General features: G+C 32.9%; 13 protein-coding genes. 4 read left to right on the top strand and 9 right to left on the bottom strand.

All coding sequences use genetic code 11. The annotated features are described in order from the left end of the window. Positions 1-34: 34 nt before the first annotated feature. Positions 35-1129, bottom strand: coding sequence for a fatty acid desaturase family protein (locus Q4Q40_RS21850; protein WP_303304182.1), 1095 nt, complete (start codon positions 1127-1129; stop codon positions 35-37). Between the two features lie 143 nt (positions 1130-1272). On the opposite strand from Q4Q40_RS21850, the gene rsmG reads away from it, so the two are divergent. Next, the gene (rsmG, locus tag Q4Q40_RS21845; protein ID WP_303304181.1) at positions 1273-1902 is read left to right on the top strand and encodes a 16S rRNA (guanine(527)-N(7))-methyltransferase RsmG; all 630 of its coding nucleotides are present in this window, start codon (positions 1273-1275) and stop codon (positions 1900-1902) included. A 7-nt stretch (positions 1903-1909) separates the two neighbouring features. Here the strand turns inward: rsmG and Q4Q40_RS21840 are convergent, their stop codons facing one another. After that, entirely contained in the window at positions 1910-2869 is a 960-nt protein-coding gene (locus tag Q4Q40_RS21840) for a tetratricopeptide repeat protein (protein WP_303304180.1), read from the bottom strand. A 581-nt stretch (positions 2870-3450) separates the two neighbouring features. On the opposite strand from Q4Q40_RS21840, the gene Q4Q40_RS21835 reads away from it, so the two are divergent. Continuing rightward, positions 3451-8313 carry a DUF8202 domain-containing protein gene (locus Q4Q40_RS21835; protein WP_303304179.1) on the top strand — a complete coding sequence of 1621 codons (4863 nt, stop codon included), beginning with the start codon at positions 3451-3453 and terminating at the stop codon, positions 8311-8313. Between the two features lie 30 nt (positions 8314-8343). Here the strand turns inward: Q4Q40_RS21835 and Q4Q40_RS21830 are convergent, their stop codons facing one another. The 7 genes from Q4Q40_RS21830 to pruA all read right to left on the bottom strand — a co-directional run bounded on the left by Q4Q40_RS21830 (position 8344) and on the right by pruA (position 19571). Beyond that, positions 8344-9588, bottom strand: coding sequence for an RNA polymerase sigma factor (locus tag Q4Q40_RS21830; protein ID WP_303304178.1), 1245 nt, complete (start codon positions 9586-9588; stop codon positions 8344-8346). Continuing rightward, positions 9588-9935, bottom strand: a complete 348-nt coding sequence (locus tag Q4Q40_RS21825) for a YciI family protein (protein ID WP_303304177.1) — start codon at positions 9933-9935, stop codon at positions 9588-9590. The genes Q4Q40_RS21830 and Q4Q40_RS21825 overlap by 1 nt, the downstream gene beginning before the upstream one ends. 462 nt (positions 9936-10397) lie before the next feature. Continuing rightward, positions 10398-14582, bottom strand: a complete 4185-nt coding sequence (locus Q4Q40_RS21820) for a phosphodiester glycosidase family protein (RefSeq protein ID WP_303304176.1) — start codon at positions 14580-14582, stop codon at positions 10398-10400. A gap of 11 nt (positions 14583-14593) precedes the next feature. Continuing rightward, the gene (locus Q4Q40_RS21815; RefSeq protein ID WP_303304175.1) at positions 14594-15838 is read right to left on the bottom strand and encodes a glycosyltransferase; all 1245 of its coding nucleotides are present in this window, start codon (positions 15836-15838) and stop codon (positions 14594-14596) included. 1288 nt (positions 15839-17126) lie between these two features. Continuing rightward, on the bottom strand, positions 17127-17258 hold the full coding sequence (locus tag Q4Q40_RS21810) for a hypothetical protein (protein WP_303304174.1): 132 nt from the start codon (positions 17256-17258) through the stop codon (positions 17127-17129). Positions 17259-17341: 83 nt separating this feature from the next. Then, positions 17342-17716, bottom strand: coding sequence for an HNH endonuclease (locus Q4Q40_RS21805; RefSeq protein WP_303304173.1), 375 nt, complete (start codon positions 17714-17716; stop codon positions 17342-17344). Positions 17717-17942: 226 nt separating this feature from the next. Then, positions 17943-19571, bottom strand: coding sequence for an L-glutamate gamma-semialdehyde dehydrogenase (pruA, locus tag Q4Q40_RS21800; protein WP_303304171.1), 1629 nt, complete (start codon positions 19569-19571; stop codon positions 17943-17945). Positions 19572-19721: 150 nt separating this feature from the next. Here pruA and Q4Q40_RS21795 point away from each other — a divergent pair, with 150 nt between their 5' ends. Together Q4Q40_RS21795 and Q4Q40_RS21790 are read left to right on the top strand one after the other, a co-directional pair. Continuing rightward, positions 19722-20447: an NRDE family protein gene (locus Q4Q40_RS21795; protein WP_303304170.1), complete on the top strand. Its 726-nt coding sequence runs from the start codon at positions 19722-19724 to the stop codon at positions 20445-20447. Further along, positions 20440-21432, top strand: a complete 993-nt coding sequence (locus Q4Q40_RS21790; RefSeq protein WP_303304169.1) for a DUF6695 family protein — start codon at positions 20440-20442, stop codon at positions 21430-21432. Before Q4Q40_RS21795 ends, Q4Q40_RS21790 begins: the two co-directional genes overlap by 8 nt. Positions 21433-21525 lie beyond the last annotated feature (93 nt).

Below are 21525 nucleotides of genomic sequence, written 5' to 3'. Positions count from 1 at the left end.
TATATGTGTTGTTATTGTAGTAAAAATGTGAATGCTAGGCTAAACTAGGTTTTTTACCTAATACTTTTAGTTGGTTGTAATGTTCTCCAATAGCTTTCCAAATGGTATCATACTCATTATACGGTAAGCTAAACTCTTTAGCAGTTTCCTTAACTATTTGAGCTATTCTGTTATAATGAATATGACTAATTTGTGCAAATAAATGGTGCTCAACTTGTCGATTTAATCCACCAGTATAGAATTCTACTATCCAACTTTTAGGCGAAAAATTTGATGTTGTAAATAATTGATGTATTGCCCAAGTGTTTTTCATGTTACCATTTTCATCTGGTAAAGGCATGTCTGTATTTGGCATAACATGTGCTAATTGAAAAATAACACTTAGAATGATTCCTGCGGTATAATGCATAATAAAGAAACCTATTAAGACTTGCCACCAGGTAAAACCTAGAACTAATGGTAAAGCAACCCAAATGGCATAATATAGAATTTTACCAATAATTAGTTTGGTCCATTGCGTTGCAGGGTTGGGGAATTTACCATAAGATAACTTCCTTTTTAAGTATAGGAATGTTTGCTTGAAATCTGTTGTGATCGCCCAGTTTACAGTTAATAAACCATATAAAAAGAACGCGTAGAATTTTTGATATTTATGAATCTTAAGCCATTTTGTATGCTTTGAAAAACGTATAATTCTACCAGCATCAATGTCTTCATCATGGCCTTGTATGTTTGTATAGGTGTGATGCAAAACGTTGTGTTGTACTTTCCAGTTATAATCATTTCCAGCTAAAATATATATGCTGCTGCCCATTAATTTATTAACCCACTTTTTACTTGAAAAAGAACCGTGATTTGCGTCATGCATCACATTCATGCCAACGCCAGCCATGCCAACGCCAACAATCATCATAAAAATAACTTGTACCCAAGTAGGAAGGTTAACTGTGAAAATCAATACTACTGGTACAATAAGTAATGAAAACATTACGATGGCTTTAATGTATAATTTCCAGTTTCCTGTGCGTTTTATATTGTTGTCCTTAAAGTAATCGTTAACACGTTTATTAAGTGTTTTAAAAAACTTAGCAGAATCAGTTCTTGAAAAGGTTAGTGCTTGTTTGCTCATGCTATTAATTTAAAATATAAGAAGGAACACATCTTATATTGTTATATACCGCACAAAGATAAGTATAAACCAACTGAAGTAATAACGTTTTTTTGTAAAAATATGCATATAAAAAGTATATTTTTGTTGAAAATTTAACACCTATGGAGCTAGTTTTAAAATATTTCCCAGAGCTAACAGAAGATCAGATTTTAAAATTTGAAAAGTTAGAAATGCTTTATCAAGATTGGAATTTGAAAATAAATGTGGTGTCTCGTAAAGATATTGATGAACTTTATTTACGACATGTATTACATTCTTTAGCTATAGCAAAGGTTTTAAAGTTTAAAGAAGGGAGTAAAATTCTTGATGTTGGAACAGGAGGCGGATTTCCTGGAGTGCCTTTGGCTATTTTGTTTCCAGAATGCTCTTTTCATTTGGTTGACAGTATAGCCAAAAAATTAAAAGTAGTAGAAGAGGTTGTTACAGGTTTAGGGTTAACTAATATAAGAACCACACACAGTCGTGTAGAGGAAATTAAAGAGACTTACGATTTTATTGTAAGTCGTGCTGTAGCTGCCATGCCAACTTTTGTGCATTGGGTAAAAGGGAAAATAGCTAAAGAGCAAAAGCATGACCTGAAAAATGGTATTTTATACTTAAAAGGAGGAGATTTAAGCGAAGAACTCCAAGATTATAAAACAACAGCTATATATAACCTAAGTGATTTTTATTCTGAAGATTTTTTTGAAACTAAGAAAGTTGTACACTTACCATTAAAATATAGGGGGTAATTCTGGATTACAATTTTAATAAAGCATTCATATTGTTATTAAAATAGAAATATCGATTTTGAAACCAATAAGTGTTAGCAAACAAATCGAAGGTTTCTATGTTTTTTTCTGTAGATAATATAGCCTTTGCTTTTTGTAAATTTAATTTGGCATTGGGGAGGTCTCCCATTTTGTAATAAGATAATGTGAGACCAAGAAGTGCATCAAAATCTGCGGAGTCAAACTTTAAAGCCGTAGAAAAATCAGAAACAGCATTGTTATATTTTCCTAATAATAAATGCGATACACCTCTGTAAAAATATGCAAAGGCATTATTTCTATTAATTCTTAATGCCGTAGATAAATCTGTATTAGCTTTCTGGTAGTAATTAATATCCATATAAAATACGCCTCTATTATAGAAATTATGAGAGCTTGGTTCTGCTATAATGGCCAAAGAATAATCCTTTAAGGCCTTTTTGTGCTCATTAATGGCTATATATGCCGCAGCTCTTAGTGTGTAGGTTTTTGGCTGGTTAGGAACTGCTTCTATGACTTTGCTAAAATCTTCTATAGCATCTTTATAATCTTCTAAATCATATTTTACACAAGCAAGACTATACAATGCATCCACAAAGGTAGAATCTATTTCGAAGGATTTGCTATAATCATTTTTAGCTCCAACAAAATCTTTTAAACTATATCTGGAATTTCCTCTATTATAATAAGTGTCAGCATCGGGTTTTAACACAATTATCTTAGAATAGTCAACAATAGCACCATGATAATCCCCCAAATCATTTTTGGCAATCCCGCGATAAAAATAAGCATCCAGGTTCTTAGCATCTAATTCTATAACTTTAGTAAAAAGGCTTACTTTTTCATTTAAATCGGTTGCTCTTATCGCTTTTCTAAAAAATTTATTAGCCTGTCCATAGATTACAAAATGGGATAACGTTAATAATACAATTGTAGTAGTTCTTTTCATCTCGGTTATAAAAACCTGCTATAGGTTTGATTTTTTAAACAATAAAGTTAACAATATTTTTTATACATCTTAAATTAGAGTATTTTAAAATAAAAGCATTGTTTTTTTAATATCTAAATTAAGAGCATTCACCTAATTCACAAATAATATTTAGTTATCAAAACATTTTAGTGTTAATCAGAAAACAACTTGACCTTTCTAATTAGTGATGAAAAGTAGTGGAAAATATATTCTAAAAAAAGAAGTGTTATAATACAAAAAACTAAATAAACGTATCATTTATTTAGTTTTTTGTAGGTAAACACTTCTAAAAAAGGTTTTTGTCTCAATAATTGACCAGTTTGTGAGGTTGATTGACCAATTTATGAGGTTTTGATTTCGTTATTTTGTATTAAGCTTATAAAATTATTAAGTCGATGAGATTATAATTTATATGGCTTAAATGAGTAGTAGCCCTATTTCTAATTATTCGTTCATTTATAACTATGTATTTGTATCAGTTTTTTTTTATTATACCTGTCTAGTGTTTTTTAATTAAGAAACATTAGACAAAAATTTAAAGCCCTAAATTAAGTTTTTATATGAGAAAATATGCCCTTACCAACCTACTTAAAGTTCCTTATTTTATTTTATTTTTATTTATTAGTTCGATTGCTACTGCACAAGTCACAGAAGTGAAAGTTATTGGAGGGACTACGATTTCTAGTGGTTCTATAGTTACAATTAATGCAGGTAATAGTTTAGATTTTAGAATAACAAATATAGAAACTGGAAATTGTAACGAACTAAGAGTACGTGATGTACTAGTGTCAAATACAGCAGATTTTGATGGAGGACTGAACAATGTTAATGGTGGAGTTAAACCAGCACTTTGTAATTTGAATAGTAATCAACAACGTTACCAGCTAGATTTTGAGGTGGAAAATATTAATTCTAATTGTACCACTACAAGCAGTACATTAGTTACTATACGTGTTCGTGATCAAGCAGATTTTGTTTTTACTTTAGAGGTAAATACGGCACCCAAAATATATATAGTTGGGAGTAATAATGGAGATATAAACCATGGCGATATTACAACTTCAGATACCAATGGGACTTCTTTTGGAGTTGTAGAAGAAGGAACATCTGCTACAAGAACATATACTATTAATAATATAGGGAGCTGTCCTTTGGATGTAACATCGGTTTCCAGTTCTAATAGTGATTTTGCAGCGTCTGGTTCGCTACCTGCAACAATTCAACCCAATGATATTGTAACTATTTTAGTTACGTTCACTGCGCCAATGGGAGGGGTTGGAACACAAACATCTATTATAAGTATTAGTAACTCTGATAATACAACATTTAAGTTTACTGTGGGTGCCGAAATGTTTAACGAAAATATTCCTGGTCCAGGAGGTGTTACTGCAAACTTTAAGTTGTGGTTAAAATCTACTAGAGGTATCGTTGAAACAGGGTCTAAAGTTTCAGAATGGCAGGATTTAGGAACCAATGATAAGGATGCTATTCAGACTGACCAAGCAAAACAGCCAACATATTTAGATACCGCTACAGATAATATTAATTTTAACCCAGTTATTAAATTTGAAAACGATGGGGCTTCTTTAGAACAGTATTTGTATAACGATACAAATGGTTTTTATACACAGGACATTTTTATTGTTATGACTCCTGATGCTGCTATGTCGAAATCGTCGTTAAGAAACACTATTTTTTCTGGAGTTTCAACGGGAAATATAGGAGATATTACAGGGATAGGGTTTGGAGATTATACCACAAAATTTACTAATGAAGCTTTGACATGTTTTATAGGTGATGAGGACATTAGCTATTTTATTAGAGCAGGTATTGGTATATTTTCAGGAGCAGGAATAATAAATTTTAAAAATAATGCGGCGGCCTCTCCATCCCGTGAAGATGTTTTGTATAATGCTTCTACTTTATCAACAGGAGCGGCCATAGCTGGTCCTTTTGCAAATGTAGATGGGTCTCCATATTGGATTGGTGGAAATATTGATAGACAAGGCAGTTTAAATGGACGTATTGCCGAGATTTTTACGTTTTCTGAGCTTCTAGATGCTGATGATAGACAAAAAATAGAATCGTATTTGGGAATAAAATATGGTATTACTTTAGGCAGCCGTTCTAGCAATGAGGCCAATAAAAATTATGTCAACTCGTTTGGTACAACAATATGGGATGCTACAGCTAATAGTGGATTTAATTATTTTGTAGCTGGGATTGGTAGAGATTCTAATTCCGATTTAAATCAAAAACAATCAAAATCTTTACACAATGGATATGAAGTAACCATTGGTTTAGGAGATATATATGAAACTAACAGTGCAAATAATAACGAGTTTGCAAAAGATGGCGATTTTTTAGTTTGGGGAACTAATAAAGGTACCTTTTCGGGGACTAATACTAATATTGTAACAATAAGCTCTGGAGTTACTACATCTTTAACTCGTATTGATAGAAAATGGAAAATAGTTGAGTCTAATGAAGATGTAGATGGGGATGTGGAAACAGTGAAGATATCTATTTTATCAATTGTACTTAACTCATTATTTACTAAGTTGGAAACCGAAGAATATGTTTTAATCGTAGCAGATGATCCTAATTTTACAGATGGGAGCATTATTGATGTTTTACCACTTACGTTTGATGGAAACTCTAATTTTGAAACATGGTATGATTTTGATGGGATAAAGTATTTTACTTTCGGTAAAGCAGCTAATTTAACAGAAAATCATGCTATAAATATAGCTTCGGGTGATTACTTAGTTGGAGAACGTAGTGTTAATTTAGAAGGGAACTCATTTTCAATTTCTGCTTGGATTAATTGTGCTGCTAATGCAAGTCATAGAACTATTATGGCAAAAGGGGAAAAGTTTCAAATACGATTGAATACCTCTGGAAATGTTGAGGTATTAGTAGATGATACAACTCCAAAATACACATCGAATATGGATGTTGATGATGGTAAATGGCATCATATAACATTTATATATGATAGTGGAACCATATTGTTATATGTAGATGGGATTTTAGATAAATCGGTACAGAATGTTGTAAGCCCATCTCCAAATGCCAATCATTATGCCATAGGTGCTGTTTATATTGATAAAAATACTATTATTAACCCGCTTTTAGGAGAAATTGATGAGGTTTGTATTTGGGACATCGTGCTTTCTCAAGATCAAATAAGATATTTGATGAACCAGGAAATGGAGCAATTTAAGAGTAACGGAACCAATTATACAAATGGTAAAGTAATACCTCAGGCTATTTTAAAAAATGAGATAGCTAATATACCGTGGGGTAGTTTAAGGGCGTATTATGATTTTAATTCATTATATGGCACATCTGTTAATGATTTATCAGCTAATCAACTTTTTTTACGTTTAAATTGTTTAAACAAAGATAAAACAATAGTAGGAGAACAAACAGCTCCATTGCCGTATACTTCAGCAACTAATGGAACGTGGGACTCTAGTGCTACTTGGAGTTATGGCACAGACCAGATGTTACCAAACTCATTGGGCTTAGATGGTGTAACGATGATAGATTGGAATATTGTTGAATCATTGCATGATATTACTTCAGGAAACAGAAATATTTCGCTTTTAGGATTAAAAAGTAATTCAGGCACTTTAACAATAGCAAACCCCAATGATACCCAAGATGAAACAAATTCAGGACAGGGACTCGTAATCTCACATTATTTAGAATTAGATGGTGTTATAGATTTAGTGGGGGAGTCTCAATTAATACAAACAGAGGGTAGTATTGTTGATGCCGATAGTGGAGGCTATATTGAAAGAGACCAACAAGGTACTGCAAATTCGTATAATTACAATTTTTGGTCATCTTCGGTTAGTACAATAACAGGGAATGCAGCTACAAGAGGAACGGGAGTTCCTAACACTAATTCTAGTTACACAGTATCAGATATTTTAAATGATGGTACTACATCTTCATCATATAAAAATATAACTTTTATGCCGTCTCCCCATGCAGCAGATTCATCTCCAACAGACCCTATAACAATTAGTACATACTGGTTGCTTAAATTTTATGGACCTAATTATGATTATCATTCATGGGAATATATTGATGAAAAACATACCTTGCTACCAGGAGAAGGTTATAGCATGAAAGGGACTTCTAATATGGTATCACTTTTAACCTTACAAAATTACGTATTTAAAGGAGTGCCAAACAATGGAGATATAATGTTAAAAATTGATAAAACATCAGGAGATGTGGATCGATTAATAGGTAATCCATATCCTTCAGCTATCGATGCAACAAAATTTATATTAGATAATATGAGTACAACCGTTGGCGGTAATAATACCACAGGTACTATATTTAATGGCGCTTTATATTTTTTTGATCATTTTGGCGAAGTAAATACACATGATTTAGTAGATTATGTAGCTGGATATGCTACGAGAAATATAATAGGAGGTGCTGTTGCCATTTCAAATGATCATAGAATTAATAATAATCAGGATAGAGGGACGAAAATTCCAGGGCGATACATTCCTGTAAATCAAGGATTCTTTGTAAGTACAAGCATCGAAAGTTTTGAAGATGGAAATGGAAATCCTTTAGCAACTATTGATGGAGGAGATATTGTATTTAATAACAGTCAGCGTGTTTTTGCTAAAGAATATGGTTCGACGTCTTTATTTATAAAACCTTCAAAAGATAAAAAGAACGAAAGCTTTAGTGATAGCAAAGAAAATAATACACCAATAATACGATTAGCGTATGGCTCTCCTTTGGGATATCAGAGACAGTTGGTTTTAGGTTTTGATATGAATGCTTCTGATGGTTTTGATTTAGGATATGACGCCTTTATGGCTGATGTTAGTGAAGAGGATATGTATTGGAATTTTGCAGAAAATAAGTTTGTAATTCAAGGAACAGATTATTTTGATGTTACAAAAGAGTTTCAATTAGGTTTGATTGTTAAAGAATCTGGCCTTGTAAAAATTAAGGTCGATGCTATTGAGAATTTAGATCCTGATGTTCCGCTTTATATTAAAGATAAGCTTACAGGTGAAACCTATAAAATTAATAACACGCCATTTGAGATTTATTTAGATACGGGTGAATACAATGACAGATTTAAATTGGTTTTTCAAAGTAATTCAGATCAGTTGTCTACTGGCAGTATTGATGAAAATACGAATGGATTGTTTATTTATTATAACTCGAAAACTTCTGAAATTAAGGTGATAAATAAGAATAGAATACGTATTTCGGAGATCTCGTTATATACTATCCTTGGTCAGAATATAAAAACAGTAAAATTGAATACAAACGAAGAGAGCTTTTCGACCCCAATGAGTGTTGGTCAAGGTGCTTATATTGTTAAGTTGGATACAGACCATGGTATTATAAATAAGAAGATTATACTGGAGTAGTACGAGACTAAATTTATAAAATATAAAAGATTAGTTTTTAGATAGTAACTCCGATTTCTTTTTTTGCAGATAGCTTTTTTCGAGTTTATTGTTTACCTTGTTTATAGCATAATCAATATTCTTAATGGCTTCTTTGTGGTTGTTTGTAGCGTAATAGTAATCTGATAAAGTACCATAGTATAAATATGCTCTTTGGGAGAAATTGTCTGGTTTAATTTGGCTAAGATATTTTTTAGACGTTTTGTAGTCTTTGTTTTGTAAACAAACAACTGCCATAGTTAATAGATGTGTTGGCATGGGTTGGATGGCATGAAGACATTCATACCAATGAAGTACTTTATTCCAATTAGTATCTTCAAAACGAGGGGCTCGTAAATGTTCAGCAGCAATAGCCGCTTCATAATGGTAACAAGAAAATGTGGATGTGTCAACAGCTTTATTCATCATGGTGTTTCCTAGCTTTATTAAAGGGAAATGCCATAGGCTCCTATCTTGGTTTTTTAAATCCAATAACTCATTCTCAGCATTCGTTTTAGCTTCGATACGTGCCGAATGAAAACACATTAACGCAAATAAGGCGTAAACTTCTGGTGTACGTGTATGTTTGTTTTTTAGAAGCATTTTGCATAAACGCATGGCTTCTCCACACAATTCTTTGCGTACAAGTGTTTCTTCTTTATTGGAATGAAAGCCCTCATTAAAAATGAGATATAGTACTTCCATGACACTTTCTAAGCGCTGAGGTAATAAGTCTCCTTGTGGAATTTGGAATTTTAATTGGGATTGTTGTATGGCTTTTCGAGCACGAGTAAGTCGTTTTTTTATACTGTCTTCTTTTGTTAGTAAAGCAGAAGAGATTTCTTTAATACTAAACCCCGAAACCGTTTTTAAAGCAAACGAAATGCGATCTCTAGGATCTAATTTTGGATGGCAGGCTGTAAAGATCATACGAAGTTGGGCATCCTCAATTTCGGTATCTAAAAAGAGTTCGTGTATTGCAATGGCATTGGTGCCATAAATAATATTAGGTAGGTGTTTTTTTTCGGTATTCAGTTTCCTGAAAATATCTAAAACTCTATTTTTAGCAGCTTTAGTTAACCACGCTTCAGGGTTATCGGGGTGTTTGGTACGCCAAGAAATACTTGCTTTTATAAAAGTATCCTGAACAGCATCTTCAATGATACTAAGATGAGAAAGTCCAAAAATTCGAGTTAAAACGGAGACCATTTTTCCGCTATGGTAGCGGAATAAATGGTCTATAAGTTTTGTTTCCATTAACGATCAAATACCATGATTTCACGAATTTCTACAGTACCTCCCAGATCATAATCAGGATAATCTTCAGCAATTTTTTGAACAGCATCAAAATCGGTCGTCTCAACTATATAGTAACCACCAACAATTTCTTTAACTTCTGCCGAAGTAAGATCTGTTACTGTTCTGTTTGCACCAACAACACGTCGGATAGCAGGAGTTAAAGCATTTCCTCCACGAAGGACACCCGCTTTTTCCATTTTGTCGTTCCAGGAAAACCATTTCCCCATTCTGTTTTGAAGCTCTTCAGGAGATAAACCAAGATCGGTGTAATCTGCTCCCACGAAAATCATCATAAATTCTTTCATAATTATAATATTTTTAATTGTTATATAGTTAAGACGTTTGCTAAATGAGAAAGGGGGACATTATTTTCAAATTTAATAAATTTCTGCCTTTCTTTCGCTCAAGATAAACTTTGGCAGGAATCTTTTATTGGTTTCAAATGCAGTTATAACTATATGCCTTAGTGCATGTCGTTTTCAGCTTCTAAAAACTTTTGACACGAATTTCACCAATTTACAGGAATTCAATTTTACAATGTTTATTATTTTATATTTCGATATTTCACGAAGCAGACTTTCAGCCTGTCAAAACGAATCTATGGACTTTCTGCCCATAGATTCGTTTAGCTAACCTTAGTATAATCGATGCCATTTGACGTACTTCAGTATTTAAGATGGTGAAGAAAATACTTTTTTGAGAATAGTCTGTTCCGACACATCTCTTTTGGTGTTATAGTTTTTATTTCAGAATTAAGGTTAAGAAACTTATCCTTCAATCCAGCCCATAATGGCATTGGCAACAAATCGCGGTTCTGGTGGTAATGAGTAAATATCTTTCTCGTAGTTTTTATTGTATGGCGAAATATTCATAATGTTACCATCAACAACCAAGGTGCTACTACCTCCAGGATCGAAGCCCATGGCTTTATCCATACCGTATTTTAAAAGAATATCTACCATATCAAAATGGGTAGCACCAACAGATTCTCTAATGCGTCCGTTTACCATAAGTACCATAAGTTTACCCGCTTTAGTAATACCTACAGCTATTTTTGGACCGCGCATATCTGTAAAGTCTAATCGGGCCGCTTGTGTTTTAATAGAGTTAGCCGTTTTCCAACCTTCATCTTCCATATTTAAAATTTGCTTGCCACCATCAATTAACATCGGTCCTGCTTCAATAGCATACGATATCTCATCCCATTTGTAAGGGTTTGTTTCTGGCTCTAATAACTGAATATCTAATGGCATGCCTTCTTCAAATTCCCCATTAGCAAACACTTCTAAAGGTATAGACAAGGTAATCCCCACTGGAATAACGGGCACAACTTCATTTGCTTTTGTTTTAATAATTTGCTTTACCGTATGGCCTGCTATTCTTAAAATAACATGACCATCACCTTGTATGGTCTCTTCGGGATAAGACAAATCGTAAAAACAAGGTTCGGTATTGCTGTGTGTATTATAGTGGCTTGGAGCAAATAGGATGTTTTGTTTTCCTTTTACAATAAAGCCTGCTTTGCTGTTTACCTTTCGAATATCTACATCGCCATTTTTATAAATAATGAATGCTGGTTTATTAAAAAGTGGCGGACAAAACACAGTGTTATTCATAATTAATAGACCTAAAGGGGAGCCTATATAGGTTTCTGGCAATCCTAGTTTACCAACCAATTCTGGATTTAATATGTAGCCTCCATTCCAGGCTAGCTCTATTTTATTCGGGTTTTTACTTGCCTTCTTATACTCATTGATAAGGGCAGGTACATTTTTAGGTTCTTTCTTGGCAATATGGGCTGCGAACTTCCAGTTATCTTTTTTGGTATCAATTTCGGCTAATACACCGCTCCAAGGTAAACCATCTTCATAAACGCCTCCAGCAAATGACGCTGTTACTTTTTCAACGGTTTTAGTGTCTTTTAAGTTTTCATTTATTTGCTCTAACAGCTTCGCTATGGGGGTGCCGTTTTCAATAGCATCTTTAGATATAAGTTGCAACAATTCCTTTTCGCCAAGTATTTTTTTAAGCTTTTTATATAGTTTGCTTTTTAAAACATTATCAAAATCTTTGGCTGTTTGTATGGGGGTAGGAAATGCTAAAGTGGTTCTAACTGCTGCTGGTACAAATTGTATAAAACCACTATCCTTAGGGATTCCCATAATCTTAGCAGTCATGCTATGCTGTACCTTTCCTATGTGGAAATGATCTATTTCTATAATGTCGGTCATCATTGCCGCATACTCGCCATTGGTAATTATAAAACCGTTAGATTCTTTAATGTTTCGTAAAATCTTAATTGCTTTGGCTCCCATTTGTGGAAAATGAACCCCTTCAGACCATTGTTTTGTTTTTATTATCTGAACAACGCCTGTTTTAAATAACAACCCTAGTTCAGGTTCCTTTCCACTTTCTAAATACTCCTTAATATTGGCATTTGAAAACCATTTTGTGATTCTTGGTTCGTGTATAAAAATATAGACTTTTTCTAATTCTTTACCTTTTTCTTTAAGGACATCTGCAGTAAGTTCTTCTTCTATTTTAAGCTCAAGTTGTGCCCGAATAGGTTGCAATACAAAATATTCCAATTCATGCTTAATATAACGTCCAGGAAAGTACCCTTTAGGAACATTGTTTTTTAATTTTTTTGTTAAAATTTTTCGATCATCAATTCCTAAAAATTTACTATTGGTTAATTGAAATAATGCCAATTCCCAATCAGCAAAAAATTGTGGTGCCAAAGTTAAATCTGGTAGGTTTTTTGGATTAAAAACATCGCTATAAATCATATTAACCAAACCTGTTACCTCATGATAAGTAAATGCTTGATAGGCATATTGTTTTTTGTTTCTATGCCTGTATGCCAAGGCATGATCGTGTCTTATTGTTAATTCTCCATCTACATATTTAAAAATATCATCTATGGCATTATAATATTTGTGGATTAAATTAAGATTAGTATTTACTAAATCAGGAATGTCATTTTCCATCATTCTGGCATACCCCATTACTTTTCCTTTTATGAGCTGTTCTTCTACTCTAAAAAAACTAGGATCTATTAGAGATTTTAAATACGTCATAAACGACAATCTGCCATAACCAGGTAAGTAATGTCTCGTTTTTTTATTAAGTATAGCATGAAGGTCTTCATTTTCAAAATGTACCATATTTTTGTATGCTTCTAATAAATTAACCACTTGTGGGTTAACGGTATTAGAAATAGCTCCTAACTGCAAATGCAGTCGACCTAGAATATATTGCATGTTTTTTTGCAATGCTTCTATACTATAGCGCTTATTAATAACGCTTCTATTATGTGTAACATCAACCATTCTGTTTTGAGGATAAAACACATGATCACATATTTTTTCCGCCAATCGTTTAGGGATTTTAGAGCCTTTAAATTCTAAAACGTTTAAACGTAAAGACTGATCTAAATGACGACCAATAACTTCATCATAAACTTCTCTTGGTTCGTACTGTCTACAAAATATGGGTGTGCCACAAGCTGCAGCTTCAATAATAGGTAAGCCCCTGCCTTCGGTTTGACTTGGTAATAAAATTAAGGAAGCCACATCATACAGTTGCTCAATATCTAATGGCTTTTTATATTTTTTCTTAAATTCATTTTTATCGAACTCACTAAATAAAAACCCAAGAAGGACTCTTGATTTGAATGTTTTTGGAAGTGCCTTAAGGAACTTTTTAAAATCTTTTTTTAAATCGTGATAGTAATTTTGTTGACCATGTGGGATAGGTCCAGAAACAATTAAGGATAGTTTTAATTGTGGATTTGTGATGAATTTTTCGGCAAATGAATCATAAGAAAATAAGCGCTTAATCAATTTAAAATTAAGCTCGATAGATTTTCTGCTAATTACCCGTGTAGGCTGTAAGAAAACAATATTGTTGTTTACAAAATCAAATTTACGAATGGTTTTATAACCTAATAATATGGGTTTTAATGACCGTTCACTATCGGTATGATGTGCGGCTGTATGAACTGTTATTGTATCTTTTTTGTTAGCAAAAATAGTAGACACTTGCATAAACGCTTTTATAATGTCGCGCTTACTCATTTGATGCATTTTGGTATCTACCGCTGTTCCTATGAGCGCCACATTGGCTGGGTTATGACCATTAATATCTATTAGATGGTTTTGTTGAATTTTATTAATATTTACATGCATCCAAGACCGACTTTCCCATGGGTAAATCATTTCTATGACTGAGAAAAACTCCCCGACATGGGCATTATGAAAAAAGAAATCTCTTGGCCCTTTTTTCAGGCCTTTCTTTTTAATTTCTACTTTTCTATTACCACCTTCCCAATAAAAATCATGATTATTATTAATGACAGGAATTCCTAAATATTCTGAAATTAATACGGTAGCCAATGCCAAGGAAACATTACCAGGATTAGAGCACACATTGATTAAATACAACAGCGAAATATCATTTTCTTCAATATAACGACCCAATTTTTCTACTAATACTAAAACCTCTTTCCAGAACTTACCAATAAGGTTATTGTAGGCTTCACTACCACGTTCCATTTTTATTCTAAAGAAATCATCGTATAACGGCCAGGCATCAAAAGCTTCCATTTCTGGAAATACTTTTTTAAAAGCGTCTTTTGGAATTAATTCATCGGCCTCTTGTTTAATATCTCCTGCTATAAAATGAATGGGAATATTAGGGTAAATCTTCTTAAAAGTTTTGGCATACTTTTCTGTTTCTACCGTAATACCATCTATAGTGAAGTAAAATGTTAAAAAAGCAATGCCTCCTTTTTCAATATGAGCATCAAATGACGGTGCATCACCTTTAAAGGCTGATTTTGAATTTTGTTCTTTAAATCTATCAATAAATAAACCTAAATCAAACCAGGTGTTTATTTTTTCATTTTTAAGTTCATTTAAAATATTCGTGATTTTCGCTGTCTTAGTCATTTGTTCGTTTCTTAAAATGTAAATAAGTTATTTAATTTTTCTTCAAGGACATCAAATGAGAAATATTTTTTACCAAGGTTAAAGTTATATGCGCCAATTTCTAAACATCGTTTTGGATTGTATATGATGTCTGACATTTGTTGAACACTTTTAGTCGTGAGATGTCCGTCTTCTATCATGACTGTTTCAAACCCTTTATTGCCAATGTCTTGCATATATACAGGCTTGTAGTTATTTACAAATATGGGTTTTTTTGCAAGTACAGTTTCAACAAAAGCATTTCCAAAACCTTCATAAGTACTAAAATAAGTACAGGCTCTACCGTGTGCATAAACATCAGATAAATCTTTATGATCTAGTACCTTGTGCGCTGCAAATATGATTTGATTTGATAGATTTAGTTCGTGAATCTGATCAATTAATTCATTATAATATTCTTTATTTTCGTCATCATTATTATTTCCAGTAATAACTAGTTTTAGTTTTTTATCATCTAGTTTATCAATTAAGGAGATTGCTGTTTCAATACCTTTACGCCTAACGATACGTGTTACTTGTAATAATGCAATTTCGTCTTCTGTAATGCCTATATCTTTTAGGAAGAACTGGTTTTCTGGAGTTGGAACACCGTAAACCCGATTAAAATCCATAACATTAGGTACCAAAGTAGCATCTATATTAAATCTGTTTTTAAAGGTTTCTACTCCAAAGGTATTTATGACTGCGTGTTTTACATTGGGTAGTAACAACGGGAAATTATCATCTATATATTGGTTAATTTCAGGGTGTACTGAAACATAACGCTGCCCGCGTTCCCAATGAAAATCATGATCGTGAGTTACTATAGGCAATCCAGTATCTTTAATTAGTTTTTTTATAGCAACCCCCATAGATAAATGACAGGGGAGTGCTGAAGCGTTTTCTGAAAGTATAGCGTCTATTTTTTTATCTGTAACCCATTGAAGCATGGCTTTATAAATCATGTTGGATGCATTTTCAACATGATCTAGTAAAGGGGCTGGGTCTTTATCAGGTTCATAAAAGGCTTTACGTTGTCCCCACTCGGCTTCAACCGAAAAAAAGGATAAGGGAGGAAAGAGATAATCATGCTCATAATCCATATCCCAAGATTCGAATTCTCCAGACATAATAAAGACTTTATGTCCTAATTTTTTTAATACTTCTATCCATTTTTCGGTTTCAAGTGCTACGCCATCTACGCCACCAATTCTACCAATAATAATACCTATTCGCATGTAAATTAAATAAGGGTTCGTGTACCTAAAGATACATTTTTATAAAAAACATGAAAGGTTTTGGAAGGTTATTTGTAATAAATTACCACTTCAAAAATTTTAAGAATATTTAAAAATGAGTTGTGAAATTTACAGTGGTTATTTTGTCAAATCGATAACCCGAAAGTTTCTTTTAATCAAGAAATCGTTCTTTTTAAGTTCTTTAGATGCTGTTTTAACGCCAAAAGTAATGAGAACTACTTTTTTTTCTTTTTCACTATTATTCGTTGCGTAATGGTGCTAATTAAAAACCCTGATTTTTAATAAATTCCCGCTTTTGGCTTCGCTCAAGATAAACTTTGGCAGGAATCTCTTATTTTAATTTTAGTGTAACTGATGTGATTTGAAGTGATTCAATTCTAAATGTGGGTGAAGAAATGATTAATGATTTGGGATAGATATAATAGTTTTTTTAGGATTTTTGTTCGTTTAACGTGTTCCTTTAGTTTGTGATAAATATATTTAAATAGAGAAAGAGGAGAACTATAACGTGTTTTAGAATTACAGGTCCTTTGCAGTGGTTAAACGAGGAACGCCTTATGTGGTTCTTCAACAGCATTCGGCATAAAAAAACTAATTTATTAGGATTTGATCTTGGAATACGTATATGGTTTCGTTGCGATATCACTAAGTTAGCAAAATAAACAAAACCCTTTGTTCAGAAGCGACAGAAATTCCGAATAGGAGTTTCCAAGCAATGAACTATACACGTTAGCCACTGTAATAGTTGTTTTACAGTTAATTTATAATGTTAAAAACATGTTCAAAAGTTTTTCAATTACATACTGCTAAAGTCTTGATTATTAATTATATTTACAATAGCAAATAATGCTTTTAATCAAGAGTAATGCTTATATCCTTTAAGTCAATGCTTATTGTTTAGTTTGTGAAAACAAATTATGTCCATTTAGAGCCGCAGGTATGCACTCTTTAGTTCAAGCCGCAGGATTGCACTTGAGAAATTGGTGTACAAGTTAAAAGTATTATATATAATTCCCTCAATTCCAATGAGGATAGATTATTGCCTTATTAGTTTAGCGACTAGTAAAAATTCTTGAGTAGTTTATATTATTCCATCTCAAGGACGATATGCGGACTAAATACAAGGACGTATTCGGAAAGAAATTAGCTTTAAAGTGCTTAAAAGCATCTGAGTCTCTTCAGATGCTTTTTTGTTTTAACTAATTTTTTTGTCAAAATTATTGATTTGAAAGTTCATATTGTAATCCACACGAACCAGGGATTATGCCTAAACACAACTTTTAGGCATGATCCATACTTTATCATCATGATCGACACATTTATCTCTTTCACAGTTACAAAACCCTTCATAAGCGATATCGGAACGACTAATCCAATATCCGTTGTCAAGTTTAATCATATCTTCAAGTGAATCACGATTAATCTCGTTATTATTTAAGAAACTTTCTATATCTATCTTACTTAAATGATTAAGTTCCATTGCTACTGCAATTTTTGATAAGAGTTTATCTTTATTTGCATTGCTTGTGAAGTTCTTAAAACTTTTTCTGCTTTCTTAATTGTTCTATTCAATATGAATGCGTAAAGTGGAACACAATTTAAAATAGAACTCCCTTTGTTTTGATTACATACTAGGTGTGCAGGAAGCCAATTTTCAAACCCATTTATTCTGAATTTATCATTCAATCCATATATTTCAAATACTTTCTTCTTTTTCTTTTCATCATCGAGAAGTGATTCTGGTAAAATATGATCAATTGTGGTTTCATCTATCCTTAAAGGTTCTTTACAAAGCCAACATCTTTTTTCATGATTTAGCCAAACTGCATACCTTTCATGATATTTATATTTTGCCATGTAGTTTTTTATTGTGGCTAACGATATGATATGAAATCGTTTTAATACTGAAACAAGTTCAATACAGGTTGTTTTATATCTAATGTTAAACGAAGTACGATAATTTTTCTGACAAATAGAATAGTCTCAATCACAAAAGTTTACAAAACAAAAAAGAGACTGTCTTAATTTTAGACAGCCTCTTTATATAAGTTTCTCTACTATGAGATTCCTTCCTTTGGAGGAATTATTCCCCCAAAAAAGGATAGCGATAATCCGTAGGAGTCACAAAAGTTTCCTTAATCATTCTAGGAGATACCCAACGTAATAAGTTTTGAGCACTTCCAGCTTTATCGTTAGTTCCAGAAGCTCTGGCACCACCAAAAGGTTGTTGTCCAACAACAGCACCAGTTGGTTTATCGTTAATATAGAAATTTCCAGCAGCATTTTGTAAAGCTTCAGTTGCTTGAGTCACCGCGTACCTGTCTTTAGATATAATAGCTCCAGTTAAAGCATATTCACTCGTTTCATCTACTAATTTTAAAGTGTCTGCGTAAGCATCATCTTCGTAAACATAAATGGTAATCACAGGACCAAATAACTCTGTACACATGGTGGTGTATTTAGGATCTGTAGTCACTATAACAGTAGGCTCAATAAAATACCCTTTGCTTTTATCATGATTCCCACCAACAATAATTTCGGCATTAGCATCAGCTTTAGCCTGATCTATATATTTTGCTAGCTTATCGAAAGAACCTTCATGAATCACTGCAGTAATAAAGTTGCTCATGTCTTCTGGAGACCCCATTTTAAAAGATTTTACATCTTTTATAACTTTACTTTTAACATCGCTCCATAAACTTGTTGGAATATAGGCTCTTGAAGCAGCACTACATTTTTGTCCTTGAAATTCGAAAGCCCCACGTACAATAGCGGTAGCTACATGTTCTGGATTAGCAGATTTATGAGCAACGACAAAATCTTTACCGCCAGTTTCTCCCACAATTCTTGGATACGTTTTATAGTTGTGGATATTATTTCCTATTTGTTTCCAAAGTTCTTTAAAAATAAAGGTAGAACCTGTAAAGTGTAAGCCAGAAAAATCTGGACTTGCCAGAACTGTATTCGTAATCATAACAGGATCACCAAAAACAACATTGATAACACCAGGAGGTACACCAGCTTCTTCAAAAACATCCATAATTACTTTAGCAGAGTATACCTGACTATCGCTAGGCTTCCAAACCACCACATTACCCATTAATGCCATACATGCAGGTAAATTTCCAGCAATGGCAGTAAAGTTAAAAGGAGTTACGGCGTATGTAAACCCTTCAAGAGGTCGGTACTCAACTCTATTCCAGGCATCACTTGTACTTTCTGGTTGCTCCATATAAATGTCAGTCATAAACTGCACATTAAAACGTAAGAAATCTATAAACTCACAAGCAGCATCAATTTCTGCTTGATGAATGGTTTTAGACTGCGCCATCATGGTTGCAGCATTTATTTTGGCTCTATAAGGGCCCGCAATTAATTCGGCAGCTTTTAAGAAAATAGCAGCACGTTGTTCCCATGGCATTAAAGACCAACTTTTTCTGGCTTCTAATGCTGTAGAAATAGCATCGTCAATATGTGATTTCTCAGCCAGATGATAAGTTCCGACACTGTGTTTATGGTCGTGTGGAGGAGACATCGTTCTGGTATTACCAGTTTCTATGTTTTTTCCGTTTATATATAATGGAACGTTTATTTTACTATTAAACATTTCTTTATATGTTTCTAGTACTGCTTCGCGTTCGGGAGTCCCAGGAGCATAACTCTTAACTGGTTCGTTAACAGCTACTGGTACATTAAAAAAGCCTTTTCCCATGATTCTTGATTTTTTGTTATTGAATTTTCATTAAATAGGGTGCAAATTTACGAATAATTTAATAGTTGCAAGCGTTAACAATGTTTAAAAACAAGTTAAAATTTATTTATTTTTTGTAAGTTGCTAAACCGTATTTAGACTATAAGTTTTATGTGTACAGTAACAATTATTCCAAAAGCTAATAATGGGTTTGTTTTAACTTCAAATAGAGATGAAGCTCCAGATAGAATATCGATTGCCCCAGATTTTTATATGATTAATGATGTTAAAACGTTATTTCCTAAAGATCAGATGGCTGGAGGGACATGGATTGGTTTGAGCGAAAAAAACAGAGTGGTTTGTGTGTTAAACGGCGGGTTTACATTGCATGAACGAAAATTGAGTTATAGGAAGAGTAGAGGCGTGGTTGCTAAAGATTTTATGGTAACTGATGATATAGAGATTACGATTGATGCTTATAATCTTCAAGAAATAGAGCCATTTACTATGGTTATTGTAGATTGGAACGCCACTTTAAAGTTTTATGAATTGGTTTGGGATGGAGAAAATAAGCATTTTAAGCAACTGGCACATGAACCAAAAATTTGGTCTTCTTCGACATTATATTCTAAAGAGATGAAAAGCGAAAGGTTAAATTGGTTTGAGTCTTTTAAAAAAGAGCATGAATTAGATGCGGTTTCTGCATTAAAATTTCATAAAACGGCAGGGAAGGATAATGATGACTATGGCGTTGTAATGAATCGTGGTTTTGTTAAAACAACGAGTGTCACGCAAATAATAAAAACATCTGATTCTGTAAAAATGCAATATGAAAATCTTCAAAATAAAACGATTACAACTAAAACATTCAATCTGCCAGAAGTTGTAAATGGATAATACAGGTATTATTTTAACATTGGCGTATCCAGATACAGTCGTTATGGTTTCTGAAGAATGGTTTTCGCCTTATTTAAGATTTATAGGTGTTGGTAAAAAAAACTATTTAAGAGCAGGGCATGCCGCTTTAGTATTGATTGATAAAAGAACGGGTGTTTTAGAATATCATGATTTCGGACGCTACATTACACCAGAGCCTAATGGAAGAGTACGGGGGAGAGATACTGATAATGAATTAGGTTTTCCAATTAAAGCAGAGATTGAAAACGATTCCATCAAAAACTTAGACGAAATTTTAGAGTTTTTAGGAACGCATCCTAAGTTAACACATGGTGAAGGTAAACTCGTAGCTTCGGTTTGTAATGCTGTTAATTATAAAAAGGCAAGAACACATATTACCAAAATGCAAGAGAAGCATTTTATTAGGTATGCAGCTTTTATAAAGGAGGGATGTAATTGTGCGCATTTTGTAACGGATAGTTTAATTGCATCGGTTACCAATTTAGATATTAAAAAGAAATTAGAAAACTCTAAATGGTTTACACCTAGTACAGTTGGTAATGTATTGCTTTCAAATACCGAAAATTATGTTTTTGAAGTCTCAGAAACGGGTATGATTTCAGAATTTAAAGGATCCCAAAAAAGTGAAAACATTCGTTGCTTTTTAGATAGGTTAAAAGATCATAAACCTAATTTTATAGGTACACTAGAGCCCAGACCTGTAGAAGGTTTAAATGAAAAGGCGCAGTGGTTATCTGGAATTGCTGCTGGTGCGTGGTTTGAATTGTTCCCCGCAGACAGTGAAATTGAATACAGGTTTAGACGTATTTCTCCTTATGGAAATATTGATGTTGATGCTGTTTTTGTAGTTGATGATGATTCTTTTAATTACAATCAGGCATTTGAATTCGTACATTATTCAAATTGCAAATTTTTTCATGTGAAACAAAGTAAGAAGGTTTTTAGGTTTAAACGAAAAGTTTAATCTTTCCGTCATTCTGAGGAGCGTCAAAAGCGCGACGTGAGAATCTGTATTATGTCGTTTGCCTCAATTTATTTTGAGTTATTAATAATATGT

The sequence above is a fragment of the Flavivirga jejuensis genome, assembly GCF_030540765.1.
GTDB lineage: Bacteria > Bacteroidota > Bacteroidia > Flavobacteriales > Flavobacteriaceae > Flavivirga > Flavivirga jejuensis.
The sequence above is the reverse complement of the archived record's forward strand: the minus strand, read 5'-3'. Positions and strand labels throughout refer to the sequence as shown.

Coding starts and splice junctions, on each gene's coding strand:
- Q4Q40_RS21815 (WP_303304175.1), bottom strand. CDS start 15,838: ATGCGAATAGGTATTATTATTGGTAGAATTGGTGGCGTAGATGGCGTA.
- rsmG (WP_303304181.1), top strand. CDS start 1,273: ATGGAGCTAGTTTTAAAATATTTCCCAGAGCTAACAGAAGATCAGATT.
- Q4Q40_RS21825 (WP_303304177.1), bottom strand. CDS start 9,935: ATGAAAGAATTTATGATGATTTTCGTGGGAGCAGATTACACCGATCTT.
- Q4Q40_RS21795 (WP_303304170.1), top strand. CDS start 19,722: ATGTGTACAGTAACAATTATTCCAAAAGCTAATAATGGGTTTGTTTTA.
- pruA (WP_303304171.1), bottom strand. CDS start 19,571: ATGGGAAAAGGCTTTTTTAATGTACCAGTAGCTGTTAACGAACCAGTT.
- Q4Q40_RS21840 (WP_303304180.1), bottom strand. CDS start 2,869: ATGAAAAGAACTACTACAATTGTATTATTAACGTTATCCCATTTTGTA.
- Q4Q40_RS21835 (WP_303304179.1), top strand. CDS start 3,451: ATGAGAAAATATGCCCTTACCAACCTACTTAAAGTTCCTTATTTTATT.
- Q4Q40_RS21805 (WP_303304173.1), bottom strand. CDS start 17,716: ATGGCAAAATATAAATATCATGAAAGGTATGCAGTTTGGCTAAATCAT.
- Q4Q40_RS21850 (WP_303304182.1), bottom strand. CDS start 1,129: ATGAGCAAACAAGCACTAACCTTTTCAAGAACTGATTCTGCTAAGTTT.
- Q4Q40_RS21810 (WP_303304174.1), bottom strand. CDS start 17,258: ATGATTAAACTTGACAACGGATATTGGATTAGTCGTTCCGATATCGCT.
- Q4Q40_RS21820 (WP_303304176.1), bottom strand. CDS start 14,582: ATGACTAAGACAGCGAAAATCACGAATATTTTAAATGAACTTAAAAAT.
- Q4Q40_RS21790 (WP_303304169.1), top strand. CDS start 20,440: ATGGATAATACAGGTATTATTTTAACATTGGCGTATCCAGATACAGTC.
- Q4Q40_RS21830 (WP_303304178.1), bottom strand. CDS start 9,588: ATGGAAACAAAACTTATAGACCATTTATTCCGCTACCATAGCGGAAAA.